Source organism: Achromobacter xylosoxidans, assembly GCF_002192695.1.
GTDB lineage: Bacteria > Pseudomonadota > Gammaproteobacteria > Burkholderiales > Burkholderiaceae_B > Achromobacter > Achromobacter xylosoxidans_C.
Window position 1 is genome coordinate 61,656 of record NZ_MTLG01000094.1, and the last position, 19,942, is coordinate 81,597.

The 19,942-nt window shown below is 65.7% G+C and carries 17 protein-coding genes; 8 read left to right on the forward strand and 9 right to left on the reverse strand.

Features of this window, described 5'->3' with window-relative positions; translation table 11 throughout:
* The first annotated feature begins 80 nt into the window (after positions 1-80).
* Complete coding sequence (locus BRO63_RS23930) at positions 81-845, forward strand: SDR family oxidoreductase (RefSeq protein ID WP_088142190.1); 765 nt, start codon at positions 81-83, stop codon at positions 843-845.
* Positions 846-849: 4 nt separating this feature from the next.
* Here BRO63_RS23930 and BRO63_RS23935 read toward each other — a convergent pair whose 3' ends face one another.
* From BRO63_RS23935 to BRO63_RS23960, 6 genes are all read right to left on the reverse strand, one after another.
* Entirely contained in the window at positions 850-1,494 is a 645-nt protein-coding gene (locus BRO63_RS23935) for a histidine phosphatase family protein (protein WP_088142191.1), read from the reverse strand.
* An 18-nt stretch (positions 1,495-1,512) separates the two neighbouring features.
* Positions 1,513-2,421, reverse strand: coding sequence for a LysR family transcriptional regulator (locus tag BRO63_RS23940; protein WP_088142192.1), 909 nt, complete (start codon positions 2,419-2,421; stop codon positions 1,513-1,515).
* Between the two features lie 10 nt (positions 2,422-2,431).
* Positions 2,432-3,517 (reverse strand): ABC transporter ATP-binding protein, encoded by a 1,086-nt coding sequence (locus tag BRO63_RS23945; protein ID WP_088142193.1) that lies wholly within the window; start codon positions 3,515-3,517, stop codon positions 2,432-2,434.
* The gene (locus BRO63_RS23950) at positions 3,514-5,226 is read right to left on the reverse strand and encodes an ABC transporter permease (RefSeq protein WP_088142194.1); all 1,713 of its coding nucleotides are present in this window, start codon (positions 5,224-5,226) and stop codon (positions 3,514-3,516) included. The genes BRO63_RS23945 and BRO63_RS23950 overlap by 4 nt, the downstream gene beginning before the upstream one ends.
* A gap of 91 nt (positions 5,227-5,317) precedes the next feature.
* Positions 5,318-6,643, reverse strand: a complete 1,326-nt coding sequence (locus BRO63_RS23955; RefSeq protein ID WP_088142195.1) for an ABC transporter substrate-binding protein — start codon at positions 6,641-6,643, stop codon at positions 5,318-5,320.
* A gap of 131 nt (positions 6,644-6,774) precedes the next feature.
* The gene (locus tag BRO63_RS23960) at positions 6,775-7,203 is read right to left on the reverse strand and encodes a hypothetical protein (RefSeq protein ID WP_088142196.1); all 429 of its coding nucleotides are present in this window, start codon (positions 7,201-7,203) and stop codon (positions 6,775-6,777) included.
* 136 nt (positions 7,204-7,339) lie between these two features.
* Here BRO63_RS23960 and BRO63_RS23965 point away from each other — a divergent pair, with 136 nt between their 5' ends.
* Entirely contained in the window at positions 7,340-8,650 is a 1,311-nt protein-coding gene (locus BRO63_RS23965) for a solute carrier family 23 protein (RefSeq protein WP_088142197.1), read from the forward strand.
* Positions 8,651-8,706: 56 nt separating this feature from the next.
* Here BRO63_RS23965 and BRO63_RS23970 read toward each other — a convergent pair whose 3' ends face one another.
* Positions 8,707-10,326 (reverse strand): methyl-accepting chemotaxis protein, encoded by a 1,620-nt coding sequence (locus BRO63_RS23970; protein ID WP_088142198.1) that lies wholly within the window; start codon positions 10,324-10,326, stop codon positions 8,707-8,709.
* 643 nt (positions 10,327-10,969) lie between these two features.
* Between BRO63_RS23970 and greA the strand changes: the two genes are divergently transcribed.
* Positions 10,970-11,446 (forward strand): transcription elongation factor GreA, encoded by a 477-nt coding sequence (gene greA, locus BRO63_RS23975; protein WP_054451366.1) that lies wholly within the window; start codon positions 10,970-10,972, stop codon positions 11,444-11,446.
* A 131-nt stretch (positions 11,447-11,577) separates the two neighbouring features.
* Here the strand turns inward: greA and BRO63_RS23980 are convergent, their stop codons facing one another.
* Positions 11,578-12,177 carry a YhbY family RNA-binding protein gene (locus tag BRO63_RS23980; RefSeq protein ID WP_088142199.1) on the reverse strand — a complete coding sequence of 200 codons (600 nt, stop codon included), beginning with the start codon at positions 12,175-12,177 and terminating at the stop codon, positions 11,578-11,580.
* An 18-nt stretch (positions 12,178-12,195) separates the two neighbouring features.
* On the opposite strand from BRO63_RS23980, the gene BRO63_RS23985 reads away from it, so the two are divergent.
* From BRO63_RS23985 to BRO63_RS24005, 5 genes are all read left to right on the forward strand, one after another.
* Entirely contained in the window at positions 12,196-12,828 is a 633-nt protein-coding gene (locus tag BRO63_RS23985) for an RlmE family RNA methyltransferase (protein ID WP_088142200.1), read from the forward strand.
* Positions 12,829-13,042: 214 nt separating this feature from the next.
* Positions 13,043-14,929, forward strand: a complete 1,887-nt coding sequence (gene ftsH / locus BRO63_RS23990; protein WP_054451363.1) for an ATP-dependent zinc metalloprotease FtsH — start codon at positions 13,043-13,045, stop codon at positions 14,927-14,929.
* Positions 14,930-14,947: 18 nt separating this feature from the next.
* Positions 14,948-15,793: a dihydropteroate synthase gene (folP, locus tag BRO63_RS23995; protein ID WP_088142201.1), complete on the forward strand. Its 846-nt coding sequence runs from the start codon at positions 14,948-14,950 to the stop codon at positions 15,791-15,793.
* Positions 15,790-17,133, forward strand: a complete 1,344-nt coding sequence (gene glmM, locus BRO63_RS24000) for a phosphoglucosamine mutase (protein WP_088142202.1) — start codon at positions 15,790-15,792, stop codon at positions 17,131-17,133. Before folP ends, glmM begins: the two co-directional genes overlap by 4 nt.
* Positions 17,134-17,344: 211 nt before the next feature.
* Entirely contained in the window at positions 17,345-18,151 is an 807-nt protein-coding gene (locus BRO63_RS24005; RefSeq protein WP_088142203.1) for a GNAT family N-acetyltransferase, read from the forward strand.
* Between the two features lie 181 nt (positions 18,152-18,332).
* Here the strand turns inward: BRO63_RS24005 and ppx are convergent, their stop codons facing one another.
* Positions 18,333-19,820, reverse strand: coding sequence for an exopolyphosphatase (gene ppx / locus BRO63_RS24010; protein WP_088142204.1), 1,488 nt, complete (start codon positions 19,818-19,820; stop codon positions 18,333-18,335).
* Between the last annotated feature and the right edge of the window lie 122 nt (positions 19,821-19,942).

A 19,942-nucleotide genomic window follows, 5' to 3' on the forward strand; every position in this document is an offset into this window, starting at 1 on the left:
CGACACAATAGGGCACGCGAGAGCGTGCCCTATTTTTTTGCAACGCGGTTCCGCAACGCCACCACAGGCTATAGGCACACATGGAAAGAGTCTTCATCACCGGCGCCAGCAGCGGCCTGGGACGCGCCCTGGCGCAGCAATACGCGTCCACGGGCGCCACGCTGGGCCTGCTGGGCCGGCGCGAGGACGCGCTGCGCGAACTGGCCGACAGCCTGCCCGGCGAGCACCGCTGCTACGCGGTGGACGTGCGCGACCGCCAGGCCCTGCATGCCGCGGCCCAGGATTTCATTGCTTTCTGCCAGGGGCGGGTGGACGTGGTCATCGCCAGCGCCGGCATCAGCGCCGGCACCTTGACCGAGCATGGCGAGGACTACGACGTCTTCAAGGCCATCGTCGACACCAATCTGCTGGCCACCGTGGCGACCTTCGAACCCTTCATCGCGTCCATGCGGGCGGCGGGATCGGGCCGGCTGGTGGGCATCGCCAGCGTGGCGGGGGTACGGGGGCTGCCGGGCGCGGGCGCCTACAGCGCGTCCAAGTCGGCGGTGGTGACCTATTGCGAAAGCCTGCGGCTGGAGCTGGCCGCCGAAGGCGTGGACGTGGTGACGATCGCGCCCGGCTACATCAAGACGGCAATGACGGCCCACAACCCGTATTCCATGCCTTTCCTGATGGAAGCGGACGCCTTCGCCCGCCGCGCGCGCAGCGCGATCGGGCGGGGTACATCCTATGTGGTGATTCCGTGGCAGATGGGCATCGTGGCCAAGTTGATGCGTCTGTTGCCCAACGCCGTCTACGACAGGCTGGCGCGCAACGCGCCGCGCAAGCCGCGCCGCGCGCGCTGAACCCTCAGGGCACGACGTCGTTGCCGACTTCGTCGCTCACGTGGCCCACGTCGCCCCAGTCCAGCACCTGCCATTTGCGTCCCTGAACGCCGACGCGGTTGATGCTGACGTTCAGTAGCGAGGCGTCGCGCGGCCCGTTCAGCGGCACGCCCGAGGCATGGCGCCAGATGATGTCCAGCACGCCGCCGTGCGTGAACATCAGGATGCGTTCGTCGTCGTGGCGGCTGGCGATGTCGTCCACGGTCGAAATGACGCGGGACTGGAATTGGCCCAGCGTTTCGCCGCCGTCCAGCGGACGCAGCGGGTCGCGGCTCTTCCAGGCGGCAGCGGCTTCGGGGGCCAGCACGTCGATGCGTTCGTGGTCCAGGCCTTCCAGCACGCCGAAGCCGCGCTCGCGGATGCCGGGCTCCACGCGCACGCGCAGGCCCAGTTGTTCCGACACCGGCACGGCGGTGGCGTGGGCGCGCTGCAGGTCGCTGCTGTAGATGGCGTGGATGGGCGTGTGGCGGGCTTCCTCGCGCAAGCGCGCGGCCAGCAGGCTGGCCTGGTTGACGCCGAATTCGTTCAGGGGGATGTCTTGCCAGCCTTGCAGGCGGCGCTGGCGGTTCCAGTCGGTTTCGCCGTGGCGGATGAACCAGATTTCAGTCATTACGGTCTTGATGCGGGTTTAGAGCTGGCCGGGCGCGATGGGCGCGCGCGGTTTCCAGATGGTTTGAATGATCGAGCTTAACGCGACCAGCGCAGGCTCGCTAGCGCGCTCATAGGGCAGGATGAATCCCAACATGGCATCCACGCGCGCCTGGCCCCAAACGATGAAGTCGTTCGACGCCGCGCCCGCCAGCGCGGCTTCCTCGCGCAGCAGGGCGCAGCCGGCGCCGGCGCGCACCAGCGCATCCAGGTTGGCCTGGTCGTCGTTCTGCATCACGATGCGCGGCGACAGGCCATGGCGTTCGAACATGTCGCGCAACAGCAGGTGGGTGTGGCTGCCGGATGGGCCATCCAGCCAGGGCAATTGCGCCACCTCGCGCCAGCCCCCGCGCTTGAGCACGGCGGCATGTTCGCGGGGCATGGCGATGCGGTAGCGCACGCTGCGCAAAGGTTGCCAGAGCACGCCGCGCGGCGGATTGGCGGCGATGATCAGCGCTGCCGGCAGGCGGCCGGTGCTGACTTGTTCGGCCAGGGTGGCGGCGGGCAGCGTCTGGGTCTTCAGTTCGACCAGCGGCAGGCGCTGGGTAACGGCCGAGGCCAGTTCGCCCAGGCGCAGGAAATCCGGCTTTTCACTGGGTACGCCCAGTTCGACCGCGCCGTGCAGGCTGCCCTGCAGTTGCTGGGCTTCGGATTTGAACTGCGCGCCCAGCACCAGCAGGGATTCCGCGGTGGGCAGCAGCACCTCGCCCGCCTTGGTCAGCGCCAGGCGGCCGCCGCTGCGGTCGAACAAGGCCACGCCCAGGCTTTGTTCCAGCGCCTTGATCTGCGCGGTCACGGCGGGCTGGGTCAAGGACAGCGCCTCGGCCGCCTTCGTCAGGTTGCCCAGCCGGGCGACCGTGACGAAGGCGCGGATCTGATAGATTTCCATGGCCCCGAGTTTAGGCCGCCAAGAGCCGCACTTGGGTAGGTTCGAGGCCGATGGAAACGGGCGCGCCGACGGGGAACGGCGACAGCCCGGCCAGATGCGATTGGTCCGCCGTCAGCCGCTGCTCGCCGATCTGCACCTGATAGCGGGTGAATTCACCCAGGAACTCGCTGCTCTCGACGATGCCCGGCAGCCAGACATAGCGGGCATCGCCCAGCCCGTCCGCCATTTCGATCTGCACGGTGTGCGGGCGGAAGCTGGCCGCCAGCCGCGACGCGGCTGGCGCTTCGCCGGTAAGCGGCAAGTGCAGGTCGCCCACGCCTTCCACCGCCAGCACCACGCTGCCGCTGGTGCGTTCGCGCACGTCGCCTTCCAGCACGTTCATCGTGCCCACGAAGTTGGCGACGAAGCGGTTGACCGGATAGTCGAACAAGGTGCTGGGCGCGCCGATCTGCTGGACCACGCCATGGTCCAGCACCGCCATGCGGTCGGCGGTGGTCATGGCCTCTTCCTGGTCGTGGGTGACGAAGATGGTGGTGATGCCAAGCCGGCGCTGCAGGCTGAGCAGGTCCTGGCGCATCTGCACGCGCAGCTTCTTGTCCAGGTTGGACAGGGGCTCGTCCAGCAGCAGCACCTGCGGTTCGATCACGATGGTGCGCGCCAGGGCCACACGCTGCTGCTGGCCCCCGGACAGCTGGTTGGGGCGGCGCTTGCCATACTGGGACAGGCCGACCAGGTCCAGCGCGGCCTCCACCTTGGCGTGGATCTCGGCGCGCGGCAGCTTGCGTTCGACCAGGCCGAAGGCCACGTTGTCCCAGACCGACATGTGCGGCCACAGGGCGTAGTTCTGGAATACCATGCCGATGTTGCGGTTCCAGGGCGGTGTGCCGCTGATGTCCTTGCCGTCCACCAGCAGCTGCCCGGCGCTATGCCGGTTGAAGCCGGCGATCAGCCGCAGCAGCGTGGACTTGCCCGAGCCCGAGGGACCCAGCAGCGCGAAGAACTCGCCGGGCTCGATGCTGATGTTGACGTCCTTGAGCACCTCGGTCTTGCCGTAGGACAGCCGGATGTTGCGGCATTCGACGCTGACTTTCTTCATGCGGATTCCCCTTCATTGCGAGCCGGCCGCTGGCGCGCCTGGGCGCGTTCCACCAGCAGGTGCGAGACATACGTGCCGATGGCCACCGCGGCCACCGCCAGGACGCCGAGCGCGGCGCCGGGACCCCGGCCGGCCGCGCTCTGCATGTACAGATAGATGCCATAGCTCATGGGCGCCTGGCTGTCCTTGGTCACCAGCATGATGGTGGCCGACAGTTCCACGGCCGCGGTGACGAAGCTGGTCACGAAGCCGGCCAGCATGCCGCCCGCCATCAGCGGCACCACCACCCGGCGTATCGTGCTCATGCGCGTCGCCCCCAGCGATTGCGCGGCCTCTTCCAGCGAGATGTTGATCTGCTGCAGCGAGGCCACGCAGGAGCGCAGGGCATAGGGCAGTCGCCGCACCGAGTACGCGATCATGATGATGATCCACGACGAGGTCAGCAGCGTGCCGGTGCCGGGCAGCTCGATGCCGCGGAAGGTGCGCAGAAAGCCGATGGCCAGCACGATGCCGGGAATCGCCAGCGCCGCGGACGCCAGGAAATCCAGCCACTGGCGCGCCGGCAAGCGGGTGCGCAGCATCAGGTAGGCGATCGCGGTGCCCAGGATGACGTCCACGCCCGCGGCCAGGCCGCAATAGAGCAGGGTGTTGGCGATCATGCCTTGCGATTCGGAGAACACCGCGGAGTAGTGCGCTAGCGTGTAGCCGTCGGGCAGCGGCGCGAAGCTCCAGACGCTGGCCAGCGACAGCAGCAGCACCCCCATGTGCGGCGACAGCACCAGTAGCAGCACCAGGATGATCCAGCCATAGGCCAGCACGCTTTCCATCGGACGCAGCTTGCGCTTCTGGATGGAGCTGCCGCCCTTCTGCAGGGTGGAGTAGTCGCGGCCCTTGAGCACGCGCGCCGACAGCCACAGCGCCAGGATCGAGAACCCGACCATGATGACGCTGATCACATAGCCCAGCGGATCCTCCAGGCCCACCTGCGTGATGCGCAGATAGGCCTGCGGCGCCAGCATGTTGGTGGTGCCCAGCACCAGCGGCGTGCCCAGGTCGTCGAACACCTTGACGAATACCAGCGACGTGCCGGCCACATAGCCGGGCAGGGCCAGCGGAAAGATCACGCGGCGGAACAGGCGGAAGCCCCGCGAGCCCAGGTTGAAGGCCGCCTCCTCCATGGCGCCGTCGATGTTGCGCAGCGCCACCACCAGGTTCATCAGGATGAAGGGGAAGTAGTGCAGCGATTCCACGAAGATGACGCCGTTCAAGCCTTCCATGAACGGGATGGTGAAGCCGAACCAATCGTTGAGCAGCAGGTTCACGCTGCCCGAGCGGCCGAAGATCAGCTGCATCGCGACCGCGCCGACGAAGGGCGGCATGATCAGCGGCAGCACGCCCAGGGTCTGGATCAGCAGCGCGCCGCGGAAGTCGAAGCGCACAGTGAAGTACGCCAGCGGCACGGCGATGAGCGACGAGAGCAGCGCCGACCAGCCCGCCACGTACAGGCTGTTGAAGAAGGCTTCCTTCATCAGCGGCTGGTTGAAGAAGGCGCCGAAGTGGCCCATGGTGAAGCTGCCGTCGGCGTTCACGAAGGCGGTGTAGAACACCGTGCCGACCGGCACGGCCAGGAACAGCAGCAGAAAACCGAACACCAGTAGCGCCGTCAGCAGGGGGCCGACGGGCAGGCGCGAGTGGCCCGAAGAATTCATCGAGATTCCCGAAATCGTTGCCAGGTGAAAACCGCGGCGGCGGACGGGACTGTTCCCGTCCGGCCCGCGCGCGTGCTGCGTGTGTTGCGGCCTAGAGCGCCGCGGCCTGCTTGGCGAGCTTCACGGCTTCTTCGTAGTTCGCCTTGGAACGGCCGTTCCATTCGCCTTCCAGCTGGGTGATCTGCTGGTTCACGGCGGCGTCCTTCTTGTTGCCGGCGAAGATCGCCAGGAAGGCCGGGTCGGCGGCCTTCTTGCCGTCGATGAGCGGCGCCCAGGTCAGCTTGCGGGCTTGCGCCAGCAGCTCGGCCGCCTTGCCGCTCTTGGCCTTGTCGCCCAGCTTGGCTTCGGCGTCGTAGATGGCCTTGGTGGCGGCCTGCAGTTCCTTCAGTCGGAACGTGACCGTCTGGTCATACAGGGACTGCACCACGTAGTAGCGCGACTGCGACAGGTCGGCGTTGAACTGCACCTTGCTGCGCTTGGCGATTTCGGCGGGGTCGGGGTAGCCCTGGGGAATCTTGCCGGCCAGCGCCGTGTAGGGCAGCACCGGCAGGCGCGAGATCTTGGGCTCCAGCAGCAGTTCCTGCCCGGCCTGGCTGAGGGTGAAGGCGATGAACTTCTTGCCTTCCTCGGTGTTTTTCGCGCCCTGGATCAGCGCGATGTTGGCGGGCACGATGGCGGTTTCGGAGGGGTAGACGAACTCCACCGGGAACTTGGAATACTTGCTGGACAGGCCGAAGAAGTCGATCACCGGCCCGGCGCCGAACTGGCCGTTGTTCACGCCATCCGGCACGCCGAACGAGCGCTCGGTGACGGCGCTGCTGTTGCCCGACATGCGCAGCAGGGTGCTCCAGCCTTCGTCCCAGCCTTCGCCCTGGAGGATGGTTTCCACGGTCAGGTGCATGGTGCCCGAGCGCGACGGCGAGGTGATGCCGACGTGGCCGAACCATTGCGGCGACAGCAGGTCCTTCCATTCCACCGGCGCGGGGATCTTGTGCGCCGCGATGTAGCGCGTGTTGTAGATGATGCCGTAGCCGGCCAGGGCCTGGCCCAGGTACATGCCGCCGGGATCGTTGATGGGGTAGTTGCCGATCTTGTCCGGCACCTGCTTGTTGGCCACGTCGGCCGAACTCGCCAGCAGCTTGTCGCGGCCCAGCACTTCGAAGGCGTCGGGCGCGCTGGCCCAGAACACCTCGGGGCGCTGGCCGGCGGGCGTTTCGCGCACATAGGCGATGCCCGACACCGTGTTCTTGTTCAGGATTTCCAGCGTGATGCCGGGGTTGGCCTTTTCGAAGGCCGTCTTGTAGGCCTGGGTGAGGTCTTTGGGGAACGACGTGATCACCGTGACGGTGCCTGCGAGGGCAGGGGCCGCGCAAACGGCCAGCACCGCACCTGCAAGGGCTGTGCGCATTGCATGCATGGTTTGTCTCCGTGGTTTTAGATTTGTTCGGAGACAGTACTGGCCGGCCTGGGCAGCGTCCAATCAGAAATTTTGATGCGCGCCATCAATGCGGGCGCCCCGGCCGCGCGGGGCGCCGTGCCTTGTGCCCGCTAGGCTGTGGCGGATACGCCGCCTTGCATGGCCCGGGCCTGCTTGTCCATCACGGCAGTGATCTGCTGCTGGATCTGCATCGCCTGGGCATTGAGCGCCATCAGTTGCTGGGCCTTCATTTCGGCCGGCATGCTGCTGGCCTTGACCTTGGCGATCTGGTCCATCACGCGCTTGAGCTGCTTCTGCAGTTCCTTGATCTGGCGCGTGTAGGCGTCGTCGTTGCTGGAGTCTTCGGTTTCCTTGGTTTCCTGCACGTTGCCCATTTTCAGGCCGCCGGGGTTGTTGATGCGGATCTTGCCGTCCGGGGACGCAGAGCTCGCTGCTTCGCCGGAGGCGCTCTTGGCTTCCTTGTTGGCCTGGATTTTCTCGGCCCACATGTCCGCCAGCGTGGTGGCGCGGGAGATGCCGCTGATGGGATTGATCGCCATGATTGTTCCTGCCTTTTCAAGGGGTCGGGGTTTTCACTAGTACGGCATTCCAGCGGCGAACTTAAGCATTGCCCCCCCTTTGCGGCCCCCTTTACACTGGCGCCCGCTTACACCCAACACCTATTTTGGGATATCCATGTCCAATTCCTACTTTCCGCGCTGGCGCCTGGCCGACGACACCGAGCCCGGCGTCATCATCGCGCCCGACGAAAGGCTGTCCTGGCCCAAGAACGTGGCCATGGGCGCCCAGCACGTGGTCGCCATGTTCGGCTCCACCGTGCTGGCGCCGCTACTCATGGGCTTTGACCCGAACGTCGCCATCCTCATGTCGGGCATAGGCACGCTGATCTTCTTCCTGTTCGTGGGCGGCAGGGTGCCCAGCTACCTGGGTTCCAGCTTCGCCTTCATTGGCGGCGTGATCGCGGTGACCGGCTATGCCGGCGGCGGTGCCAACGCCAATATCGGCGTGGCCCTGGGCGCCATCATCGCCTGCGGCTTGGCCTACACGCTGATCGGCCTGATCGTCTGGTTCGTCAACGCGCGCGCCGGGGGCGGCGCGAACTGGATCGACACCCTGATGCCGCCCGTCGTCACGGGCGCGGTGGTCGCGGTCATCGGCCTGAACCTGGCCCCTATCGCCGCCAAGGGCGCGATGGGCGCATCGGGCTTCGACAGCGTGATGTCCATGGTCACCATCCTCTGCGTGGGCGGCATCGCGGTGTTCACCAAGGGCATGGTGCAGCGCCTGCTGATCCTGGTCGGCATGATCCTGGCCTGCGTGGTGTACGGCATCCTCGCCAACGGCATGGGGCTGGGCAAGCCCATCGATTTCTCCGGCGTGGCCGCCGCGGCCTGGTTCGGCCTGCCGCACTTCGCCGCGCCGGTGTTCAAGGCCGAGGCCATGGGCCTGATCGTGCCTGTCGCCATCATTCTGGTGGCCGAGAACCTGGGCCACGTGAAGGCCGTCAGCGCCATGACCGGTCAGGACCTGGACCGCTACCTCGGTCGCGCCTTCGTCGGCGACGGGGTCGCCACCATGGTGTCCGGCGCCGTGGGCGGCACGGGCGTCACCACCTATGCCGAGAATATCGGCGTGATGGCGGTCACGCGCATCTATTCCACCCTGGTGTTCGTGGTGGCGGCCCTGATCGCCATCGTGCTGGGCTTCTCGCCCAAATTCGGCGCGCTGATCCAGATGATCCCGGGGCCCGTGCTGGGCGGCATGTCGGTGGTGGTGTTCGGCCTGATCGCCATCGCCGGCGCCCGCATCTGGGTGGTCAACCAGGTGGACTTCAGCGACAACCGCAACCTCATCGTGGCCGCGGTCACGCTGGTGCTGGGGGCGGGCGACTTCACCGTCAAGCTGGGCAATTTCACGCTGGGCGGCATCGGCACCGCCACCTTCGGCGCCATCATCCTGTACGCCTTGCTGCGCCGCAGGAAATAGGCGGCGCGGCCATGCGCGGACTCCGTGTCCCGCGCATGGCCGGCTGGCGCACCTGGCTAGGTGCGCGACAGCCGCGAGGCCGCGGCCGTGCCGGTCAGCGCCACCGGCGCCGCCTCGATCACCTGTCCCGATTGCGTCTTGAATACCGAGGTGGCCTCGGCCAGGCGCCGCGCCTGTTCCTCCATCGCGGCCGCCGCGGCCGACGCCTCCTCGACCAGCGCGGCGTTCTGCTGCGTCACCTCGTCCATCTGCGAGATCGCCAGGCTGACCTGGTCTATGCCGCCGGCTTGCTGGGTCGAGGCGGCCGAGATCTCAGCCATGATCGCGGCCACGCGCTGCACCGAATCCACGATTTCCTGCATGGTTTGCCCGGCGGCCGCGACCTGGGCCGATCCGGCGGCGACGGTGTCCACCGAGGCCTCGATCAGCGTCTTGATCTCCTTGGCGGCCTGTGCGGCTCGCTGGGCCAGTGAACGGACCTCGCCCGCGACCACGGCAAAGCCCTTGCCCTGTTCGCCGGCGCGCGCGGCTTCGACGGCCGCGTTCAGCGCGAGGATGTTGGTCTGGAAGGCGATGCTGTCGATCACGGACACGATGTCCGAGATCCGCCGCGAGCTGTCCGAGATGCCGTGCATGGTGGCCACCACCTGTTCCACGTTCTGGCCGCCGCGCTGCGCCACGTCCATGCTGACCGCCGCCAGCTGGTTGGCCTGGGCGGCGTTTTCCGCATTCTGCTTGACGGTGACCGCCAGCTCTTCCATGGTGGACGCGGTCTCTTCGAGCGCCGCGGCCTGTTCTTCGGTACGCACCGACAGATTGGCGTTGCCGGCCGCGATTTCCGCCGCGCCCACGTTGATCTCGTCCACGCCCTGGCGCACGGACGTCACCGTGCGGGTGAGGCCCTCCTGCATGCGTTTGAGCGAAGCGAACAGGACGCCGATCTCATTGTTGGAGCGGGTCTCCACGCGGTTCGTCAGGTCTCCGGCCGCGATGCGATCGAAGTGCCTGCCGGCCTCCTGCAGCGGACGGAGCACGGCGCGGCGGATGAAGGCCCAGCACAGCGCGGTCAGCAGCAGGGCGGCCGAAATCAACGCGACCGCCGAAATCCGCGCGGTGGAATAGGTCTGCTCGGAGCTTGCCAGCACGCCGTCGCTGCGCTCCTGGACCCGGGCCAGGAAGGCTTGCATGTCCTTCATGAAGTAGGCGTCAGCCTGGGGCAGCCGCCCCTCGTCCTGGCGGTACTTGGCTGGCGAGCGTTCCTTGAGGTCGGATTCCAGCGTATCCAGGATGGTGGCGTAGGCGGTGAAGCGCCCCTGCAGCGCCTCGGCCAGCTGCTGACCGCGCGGACTCTTGGGTACGGCCATGTAGCGGGCAAAACGCTCGCGCGCCTGTTTCAGATGGTTGGCGGCTTCCTCGCCGGCCAGCCCGGCCTGATCCATGCCGCCGGCCTGCAGGGCAGCCATGCCTGCACCGAGCGCCAGCCGCGCGCGCAGCAGGGCGGCGCTGGCCTCGTACAGAGGATCGACCTGATGGACCGCGACATTGTTCAGGTCCTTGATCTCGGTCACGCTTTTCTCGGCGTTCATCCAGCTCAAGCCGCAAGCCAGCGCCAGGGCGACGACGAAGCAGCCCAGAACCAACAGCATTCCAGTACGGACTTTCAGTTTTTCCAGCATGAGAGCTCCTCGTTCTTGAACGCGATCCGCCATGCGCGGGAAGGGGCCAGGCCGCCCGCCGCGCGGCGGAACGGCGAACGTCGCGCCGGATGGCTGCGATGCGTCCGCCACCACTGCAAACACCCGCAAAAACAAATCTCTTGCGCCCGGCTCAGCCTTGGCCGGATGGTAGTTTTCCGAGTGCAATATGTATTTAATTGTTATTAATGACACAATTTGTTGTTTTATACCGCGTCAGCCTGCATTTCCTGGCGTTTTTGAGAGTTGTGTTTTGGTGGTGTTGCAAAAAACTATCGAAGAGTAGTTTTTATGCAACATACCCGTCACGAAGGCGCGGCCGCGGGCGATTCCAGCCGGTTTCCGGATGGATTGGAAAAAACTGGAAAAAATGACGGGTTTTAGCGGGTTACAGCGGCGAAATGCAGCGAAAACGACGTTTTCTCCGGCGGCTTGCAATTCCCGTGGACTTTGACCACAATATGACCTTGATTGCCCCGGTTCCGACCCGAGCCGGGGTTTTGTTTTGGTCGGCCGCGCCGCTCGCCCGTTTTGCTTTCACCCGGTTGCCTGCGCGCGCCAGGATTCCGACCTTCACCGAGAACGCTCCGTCCGGGGCGTTTTCTACTTTTGTTTGGGAAACGACATGTCTGCCATTCCTTTGACCGTGCGCGGGGCCGAGCGCTTGCAAGAAGAGCTCCAGCGGCTGAAAACCGTGGAACGTCCTGCCGTTATCAACGCGATCGCTGAAGCGCGTGCGCAGGGTGATCTGTCGGAAAATGCCGAGTACGATGCTGCTCGCGAGCGCCAAGGCTTTATCGAGGGCCGGATTGCCGAGCTTGAAGGCACGCTTTCCAATGCCCATCTGATCGATCCTACCGCCCTGGATGCCGAAGGGCGCGCCGTGTTTGGCGCCACCGTCGACATCGAGGACCTGGATTCGGGCGATCGTGTGACGTACCAAATCGTCGGCGACGTTGAAGCCGACATCAAGTCGAACCTGATTTCCGTGTCCAGCCCGGTGGCGCGCGCGTTGATCGGCAAGAGCGAAGGCGATGTGGTCGAGGTCAAGGCCCCGGCAGGCGTTCGCGAGTATGAAGTCCTGGGCGTGCGCTACATCTGACGCCAACAGTAGTAAGCTGGAAACTGTCAAAACACCATAGTCCGAACAGTGCGTTCGACTGAATTCCGCGGTTTAATGCGGATCGCTATGGTGGACCGGGCGCGTAAAGCGCCCGTTTTTGTGCCTGGCGCTTACCTTTTCGACGACTTGCGGCTGGTGCCGCTGCGTGCTCCGGCCCGCAGGCTGAGCGCGCTGCCAGCGCGGCGGGGAATGCCGTGACCGCTGGCGGTGGTCTTCCTGGTGCCGGGACGCATGGGTTTGCCGTTCTTGTTGAGCTGGTCCTGGGGCACGAAGCGCGTCTTCGGCTTGGGCTCTTCGGATTCGCTGCGGCGCGGACGCTTGGCCAGGGTCTTGCCTTCGGCGGCCAGCTTCTTGGGCGTGTGCGGCTCGGAGGCGCGGCGCTTGGCGGGGCGTTCGGGTTCCATGGCGGCCAGCGCGGCGGGCTTGATATTGCCGGCCAGCGGGCGGAACAGGATCAGCGTCTTTCCCAGGTGGTGCACCGGGGCGCAGGAAAGCGTGTCGCAGATGGTCGACAGCATTGCGTCGCGGGCCTCGCGGTCGTCGCCGCCGGCGCGCACCTTGATGAGGCCATGCGAAGTCAGTGCCAGGTCGATTTCCTTGAGCACGGCTTCGGTCAGGCCATTGTCGCCAATCAGGACGACGGGGCGCAAAGGGTGAGCGGCGGACCGAAGGTCGCTGCGCTCACGAGAGGTAAGTTCTAATATAGGCATGCGTGGAATTGTACGGTAATGGCCAAGAATAAATTCTCTAAAGACTGGATTCACCAGCACATCAACGATCCCTATGTGAAGCTGGCGCAACAGAAGGGCTACAGAGCCCGCGCCGCTTTCAAGCTGATCGAGATCCTGGACACCGAGAAGCTGATGCGCCGGGGCGACCTGGTGGTCGACCTGGGCTCGGCGCCCGGCAGCTGGTCCCAAGTGGCGCGCGAGCGCCTGGCGGGGCCGGGCGGGATCGTGGACGGACGCATCATCGCGCTCGACCTGCTCCCCATGGAGCCCGTGGCGGGCGTCGAGTTCATCCAGGGTGACTTCCGCGATGATGACGTTTTGAAACAACTGGAAGACATGGTCGGATCGCGCGCGGTGGATCTTGTTATTTCCGACATGGCCCCCAACTTGTCTGGGGTGGGTATTGCCGACTCCGCGCGCATCCAGCATGTGTGCGAGCTGGCGATGGAATTCTCCTGCGCCCACCTCAAGCCCAACGGGGTGCTGATCGTCAAGGCTTTCCACGGCAGCGGCTTTTCGCAGATCGTGGAGTCCTTCAAGCAGCGCTTCAAGCGGGTGGTCGAACGCAAGCCGAAGGCATCGCGGGACAAATCCTCCGAAACCTTTCTGGTTGCGCGCGATCTGAAGTAGCCCGGGTCCGGGGCGCGCCGCCTCGGACTCGAAAAACTCACAGCCTGCCGGAACAACGACCAGAAAATTCGCGAATCAGACAAAACCTAGAGCGGCTCAGCCATCCCGGGACGCAATCCGGTCTGACAGGGTAGAATGAGCTATTGACATACTTGTGACTGTGCCATATGCGGGTGCACGGTCGCCGGTCGGAATCGAAAGCAGGAGATCGACCTTGAATAATTCATTTTCGAAAGTCGCTGTCTGGATGGTGATAGCCCTCGTGCTGTTCACCGTCTTCAAACAGTTCGACGGACGCGCTCAGACCCAGGACGGCGTGACCTACACGCAGTTCATGGACGACGCCAAGGCGGGACGTATCCGCAAGGTCGACGTCCAGGGCGACGTGCTGTACGTCACCCCTGACGCGGGCCGCGCCTACACGCTGACTTCGCCGGGCGACCTCTGGATGGTCTCCGATCTGCTGAAGTATGGCGTCCAGGTGTCGGGCAAGCCGCGCGAAGAGCAGTCGCTGCTGATGAGCATCTTCGTCTCGTGGTTCCCCATGTTGTTGCTGATCGGCGTCTGGGTGTTCTTCATGCGCCAGATGCAGGGCGGCGGCAGGGGCGGGGCGTTCAGCTTCGGCAAATCGCGCGCCCGCATGCTCGACGAGAACACCAACCAGATCACCTTCGCCGACGTCGCAGGCTGCGACGAAGCCAAGGAAGACGTCCAGGAACTGGTCGATTTCCTGCGCGACCCCAGCAAGTTCCAAAAGCTGGGCGGCCGCATTCCGCGCGGCGTGCTGATGGTCGGCTCGCCGGGTACCGGCAAGACGCTGCTGGCCAAGGCCATCGCGGGCGAAGCCAAGGTGCCGTTCTTCAGCATCTCCGGTTCCGACTTCGTTGAAATGTTCGTCGGCGTGGGCGCGGCCCGCGTGCGCGACATGTTCGAAAACGCCAAGAAGCACGCTCCCTGCATCATCTTCATCGACGAAATCGATGCGGTCGGCCGCCAGCGTGGCGCCGGCCTGGGCGGCGGCAACGACGAACGCGAACAGACGTTGAACCAGATGCTGGTGGAAATGGACGGCTTCGAGTCCGGCCAGGGCGTCATCGTCATCGCCGCGACCAACCGTCCCGACGTGCTGGATCCCGCGCTGCTGCGCCCGGGCCGCTTCGACCGCCAGGTCGTGGTGCCGCTGCCCGATATCCGCGGCCGCGAGCAGATCCTGAAGGTCCATATGCGCAAGGTTCCGCTGTCGCCCAACGTCGACGCGACCGTCCTGGCGCGCGGCACCCCGGGCTTCTCCGGCGCCGACCTGGCCAACCTGGTCAACGAAGCCGCGCTGTTCGCCGCCCGCCGCAATGGCCGCACGGTCGACATGTCCGACTTCGAAAAGGCCAAGGACAAGATCATCATGGGTGCGGAACGCCGCTCCATCGTGATGCCCGAAGAGGAACGCAAGAACACCGCGTACCACGAGTCCGGCCATGCGATCGTCGCCCGTCTGCTGCCCAAGACCGACCCGGTCCACAAGGTCACCATCATTCCGCGCGGCCGTGCGCTGGGCGTGACCATGCAGCTGCCTGAGACCGACCGCTACAGCATGGACAAGGGCCGCCTGCTGTCCACCATCGCCGTGCTGTTCGGCGGCCGCATCGCCGAAGAAATCTTCATGGACCAGATGACGACGGGCGCCTCGAACGACTTCGAACGCGCCACCGCCATCGCCCGCGACATCGTCACGCGTTACGGCATGACCGACGAGCTGGGCCCCATGGTCTATGCCGAGAACGAAGGCGAAGTGTTCCTGGGCCGCAGCGTCACCAAGACCACGCACATGTCGGAAGCCACCATGCAGAAGGTGGATACCGAGATCCGCCGCATCATCGACGAGCAGTACAGCGTCGCGCGCAAGATCCTGGAAGACAACCGCGACAAGGTCGAAGTCATGACCTCCGCGCTGCTCGAATGGGAAACCATCGACGCGGACCAGATCAACGACATCATCGAGGGCCGCCCCCCGCGTCCCCCGAAGACGCCTCAGGGCCCGTCGGATACTTCCGATACGCCGCCCACGGGCCTGGCGGCAGGTGGCAATACGGCTGCCGCTGTCTGAGGCTGCTCATCCTGAGTTATGGCAAATAACTTCCTTTGCGGGCGCTTCGAGTTTGATCTCGAGCGCCCGCTTGTCATGGGTATCGTCAATGTCACGCCGGATTCGTTTTCCGACGGCGGCCAGCACGACGATACGGATTCCGCGGTGGCGCATGCGCGCCAACTGATTGCCGAAGGCGCCCAGATCCTGGACCTGGGCGGCGAGTCCACGCGTCCCGGGGCCGATCCGGTGTCGGTGGCCGACGAACTGGCCCGGCTGCTGCCGGTGGTGGAGGCGCTGCGCGATTGCGGCGTGCCGCTGTCCATCGACACCTTCAAGCCGGAAGTCATGCGCGCCGTGCTGGACGCCGGCGCGGACATGATCAACGACATCTATGGCTTCAGGCAGCCCGGCGCCGTCGAGGCGGTGGCGCATTCGCGCTGCGGGCTGTGCGTGATGCACATGAAGGGCGAGCCCCGCACCATGCAGGCCGCTCCGCCCGAGTACACCGACCTGATCGGTGAAATCGGGCTCTTCCTGGGGGCTCGCGCGCACAAGCTGCGCGCGGCCTGGATCGATCCTCGCCGCATCGTGCTGGACCCGGGCTTCGGCTTCGGCAAGACGGGCGACCAGAATTTCCAACTGCTGCGCCGGCTGTCCAGCCTGCGCAGCGCCGGCTATCCATTGCTGATCGGCCTGTCGCGCAAAACCATGATAGGCCAGGCAACCGGCCGGCCCGTGGGCGACAGGTTGCCCGGCAGCATCGCCGCGGCGCTCGCCTGTGTGGCGCGTGGCGCTTCCATCGTGCGGGTGCACGATGTGGCCGCCACCGTCGACGCGCTCAAGGTATGGCACGCGGCAGAACAAGGAGCAATCAGTACATGATTCGACGCAAATATTTCGGTACCGATGGTGTCCGCGGCGAAGTCGGCGGTCCGGTGATCAACGCCGAATTTGCCCTGCGCCTGGGTTACGCGGCCGGCCGCGTGCTGGCGCGCGAGCACGCCGTGCGCGGCGGCAGCCGTCCGCAGGTCGTGATCGGCAAGGACACACGGATTTCCGGCTACATGCTGGAATCCGCGCTGGAAGCCGGCCTGTCGGCTGCCGGCATCGACGTGCTGCTGGCCGGTCCGATTCCGACGCCGGCGGTGGCCTACCTGACCCGGGCGCTGCGCCTGGTGGCGGGCATTGTCATCAGCGCTTCGCATAATCCGTACCAGGACAACGGCATCAAGTTCTTCTCGGCGCAGGGCATGAAGCTGCCCGACGAGATCGAGGCCAGCATCGAAGCCGCCCTGGACGAGCCGCTGGGCTGCGTCGCCTCGGAAGCGCTGGGGCGCGCGCGCCGCATGGGCGACGCGCAGGGCCGCTACATCGAATTCTGCAAGAGCACCTTCCCCAACGATCTGGACCTGAACGGCATGACGATCGTGGTCGACGCCGCCCACGGCGCCGCCTACAACATCGCGCCCCATGTGTTCCGCGAGCTGGGCGCCGAAGTGCATGCCATCGGCGTCAATCCGGACGGCTTCAACATCAACAAGGGCGTGGGCGCGCTGCATCCCGAGCTGCTGGCCCAGGAAGTGAGCGCCCGCGGCGCCCAGCTGGGCATCGCGCTGGACGGCGACGCCGACCGCCTGCAGATGGTGGACGGCGAGGGCCGGATCTACAACGGCGACGAACTCATGTACGCCATCGTCCGCGAACGCATGCAGCGCGGCAAGGTGGACGGCGTGGTGGGCACGCTGATGACCAACTTCGGCTTCGAGCGTGAAATGCAGCGCCTGGGCGTGGGCTTTGAGCGCGCGAACGTGGGCGACCGCTACGTGCTGGAGCAGATGCAGGCGCGCGGCTGGCTGTACGGCGGCGAAAGCTCCGGCCACCTGCTGTGCCTGGACTGCCATTCGACAGGCGACGGCATCGTTGCCGCGCTGCAGGTCCTGACCGCGCTGCGTCGTAATTCGGTCGGGCTGGCGGAGTGGCTGAGCGATCTGCGCATGTATCCGCAGAAGATGATCAACGTGCCGCTGGCCCCCGGCCAGGACTGGAAGACGCACGCAGGCCTGAGCGCCGCGCGCAAGGCGGTCGAAGCCGAGCTCGACGGCCGCGGCCGAATCCTGATCCGCGCCTCGGGCACCGAGCCGAAGCTGCGCCTGATGGTCGAGGCCGAAGATGAAGCGCTCGCCGTATCCTGCGCCGAGAAGCTTGCGGCCAGCCTGGGGTAAACGACGGCGTCCGATTGCGAGCAAGGCCACCCGGCGCGTGACGGGTGGCCTTGTTTGTTCAAGGGTTGTATAGATTTGTAAAGTTTTGTCGATTTGGGCGGAGGATTGATTTATTCGCTCCAGACTAAACTTCATAGTCACGTAACATATTGGTCAAGTCTTTGACATACAGGGCGTCCACACTGGCTGGACTCTCTAGGAGCTTCGCGCAATGCTGGAATTAGCACGCATCAATCCGAGCCGTAATGCCGCAGAACCTTGGACCGGCGCCGCCGCCAAGGTGCTGGTGGTGGGCTTGGCGCGCACCGCTGAAGAAATCGAGCAGATTCAACGCCTGCGCTATGACGTCTTCACCGAGGACATGGGCGCGGTGTTTCCCGACGCCCAGGATGGCATCGAGCATGACCGCTTCGATCCGTTCTGCGAACACCTGATGGTCCGAGAGCTGGATACGGGCCGCGTGGTCGGCACCTACCGCATCCTGACGCCGGAAAAGGCGCGGGAGGCCGGCGGTTATTACTCGCAGTCAGAGTTCGACCTGTCCGGGCTGGGCTCGATCCAGGACGAACTGGTCGAAGTCGGCCGCTCCTGCACCCACGCCGACTACCGCGGCGGCGGCGTCATCATGCTGCTGTGGTCGGGCCTGGCCGAATACCTGCGCCGCGGCGGCTATCAGTACGTGCTGGGCTGCGCCAGCGTCAGCCTGCGCGACGACGGCGTCACCGCCGCCGAAGTGTGGCGCACCATTTCCAAGCAACTGCCGCAGGGCGACGAACCGCGCGTGACGCCGTTGCACCGCTACCCGGTGGAAAAGCTCAACAGCACTTTGCCGGCGCGCGTGCCGCCGCTGATCAAGGGCTATCTGAAGCTGGGCGCCAAGGTCTGTGGCGAGCCCGCCTGGGATCCGGACTTCAATGCCGCGGATTTTCCGGTGCTGCTCAAGATGGACCGCATGGACGAGCGCTACCGCCGCCACTTCGGGCTGGACCAGCCCGCAACCGCCAACGCCCAGCGCTGAGGCCATCATGCGCCGCCTGCTCCGCCGCATGAAGATCAGACTGATACGGCGGGCCACCAGGCCTTTGCGCATGGAGCTCAAGCGGCTGGATCGCGAAACCGATCTGTCGCCGTTCTAGCACGCCGGCCCGGCTGCGCGGTGCTGGAATAGGGCGGCGCGAGCGCGCCGCCCGGCTGGTTCCTCAGAACTCCAGCAGTTCGAACGAAAAACCTACCTTGTTCCACTCGGCTTCTTCCGCGCGCAGCGTGAAGTCGCTCAGGGGATGCTGCGCCAGCCATTCGCGGTTGACCCGCACCACGATGGAGTTGTCGCGCACCGACGCCGTCAGCGGCAACGGCTCGATCTCGTTGCGGCGGCGGAACAACAGCACCGCCAGGCGCAGGCTGAGGATGGCCTTCCATTGCGCGCGCGACCGCACCAGCGGTTCCAGCTTGGTCAGCTTGCCCTGGTGGCCGAGCGCCAGCAGCGCCAGCAGCTGCTGGTCGGCGCGCGAGAAGCCCGGCATGTCGGCGTTTTCCAGCACGTAGGCGGTGTGCTTGTGGTACGCGTTGTGGGCGATGGACAGGCCCACTTCGTGCAGGTCGGCAGCCCAGCCCAGCGCGGGGCGCAGCTCGGCGCGTTCCGGGCCGTCCGGGAACATCGTGTCGAACAGGGTCAGCGCGGCGTGGTGCACGCGGCGCGCCTGGTTGACGTCGACGTGGTAGCGCTTCATGAACTGGCGCACCGATTCGTCGCGTTTGTCATGTTCGTCGTCGCGGCCCAGCAGGTCGTACAGCACGCCCAGGCGCAAGGCGCCGTCGCCGGTGTGCATGACGTCGATGCCCAGTTCATCGAACAGGGCGCTCATGATGGCCAGGCCACCCGGCAGCACGTCCGAGCGTTCGATCTTGATGCCTGGGAGCTCGGACGGAATCACGCGGCCCGAGCGGATGATGCGGTCCTTCAGCTTGTTCAGGCCGGCGCGCGTGATGCCGCGGTCCGAGAAGCGGCATTCGGTCAGGATGGCGAACAGCGCCTTGGCCGTGCCGGAAGAGCCGTAGGCTTCCTTCCAGCCCATCTTGCGGTACTGCTTGGCGATGACTTCGATTTCGCGGCGGGCGGCCAGTTCGGCCTGCTTCATCTGGTGCGCGTCGACCACGCCGTCCGAGAAGAACTGGCGGCTGTAGCTGACGCAGCCCATGTAAAGCGAGGACATCAGGCCGGGTTCGTGGCCCTTGCCGATGATGACTTCGGTGGAACCGCCGCCGATGTCGATGACCAGGCGCTTGTTGGGCGAGGGGGGCAGGGTGTGGACCACGCCGGAGAAGATCAGGCGGGCCTCTTCGCGGCCGGCGATGACTTCGATGGGAAAGCCCAGCGCGGCTTCGGCGCGCGGCAGGAAGTCGCGGGTGTTGCGGGCGACGCGGAAGGTGTTGGTGGCGACGGCGCGGACCCGGTTCGGGTGGAAGCTGCGCAGGCGGTCGCCGAAGCGCTCCAGCACGGCGATGGCTCTGTCGATGGCCTCGTCGCCCAGCCTTTTTTCAGAGTCCAGGCCGGCCGCGAGCCGGACGGTTTCCTTGAGGCGGTCGATCTGATAGATCTGGGGCGTACCGTCCTGTTGAACGATGCGTCCGATGGAGAGGCGGAAGCTGTTGGACCCGAGGTCCACCGCGGCCAGAAGTTGATCCATGCGGCTCGTAAATATTGTCTGAGAGGTGGCCCGATTATAGAGACCCCATGTGACAGCGCCCCCGCGCACGTTTTTTTTCTTATAGAACAGGGGTTTGCGGCATCTGATCGGCCTGCTATGCG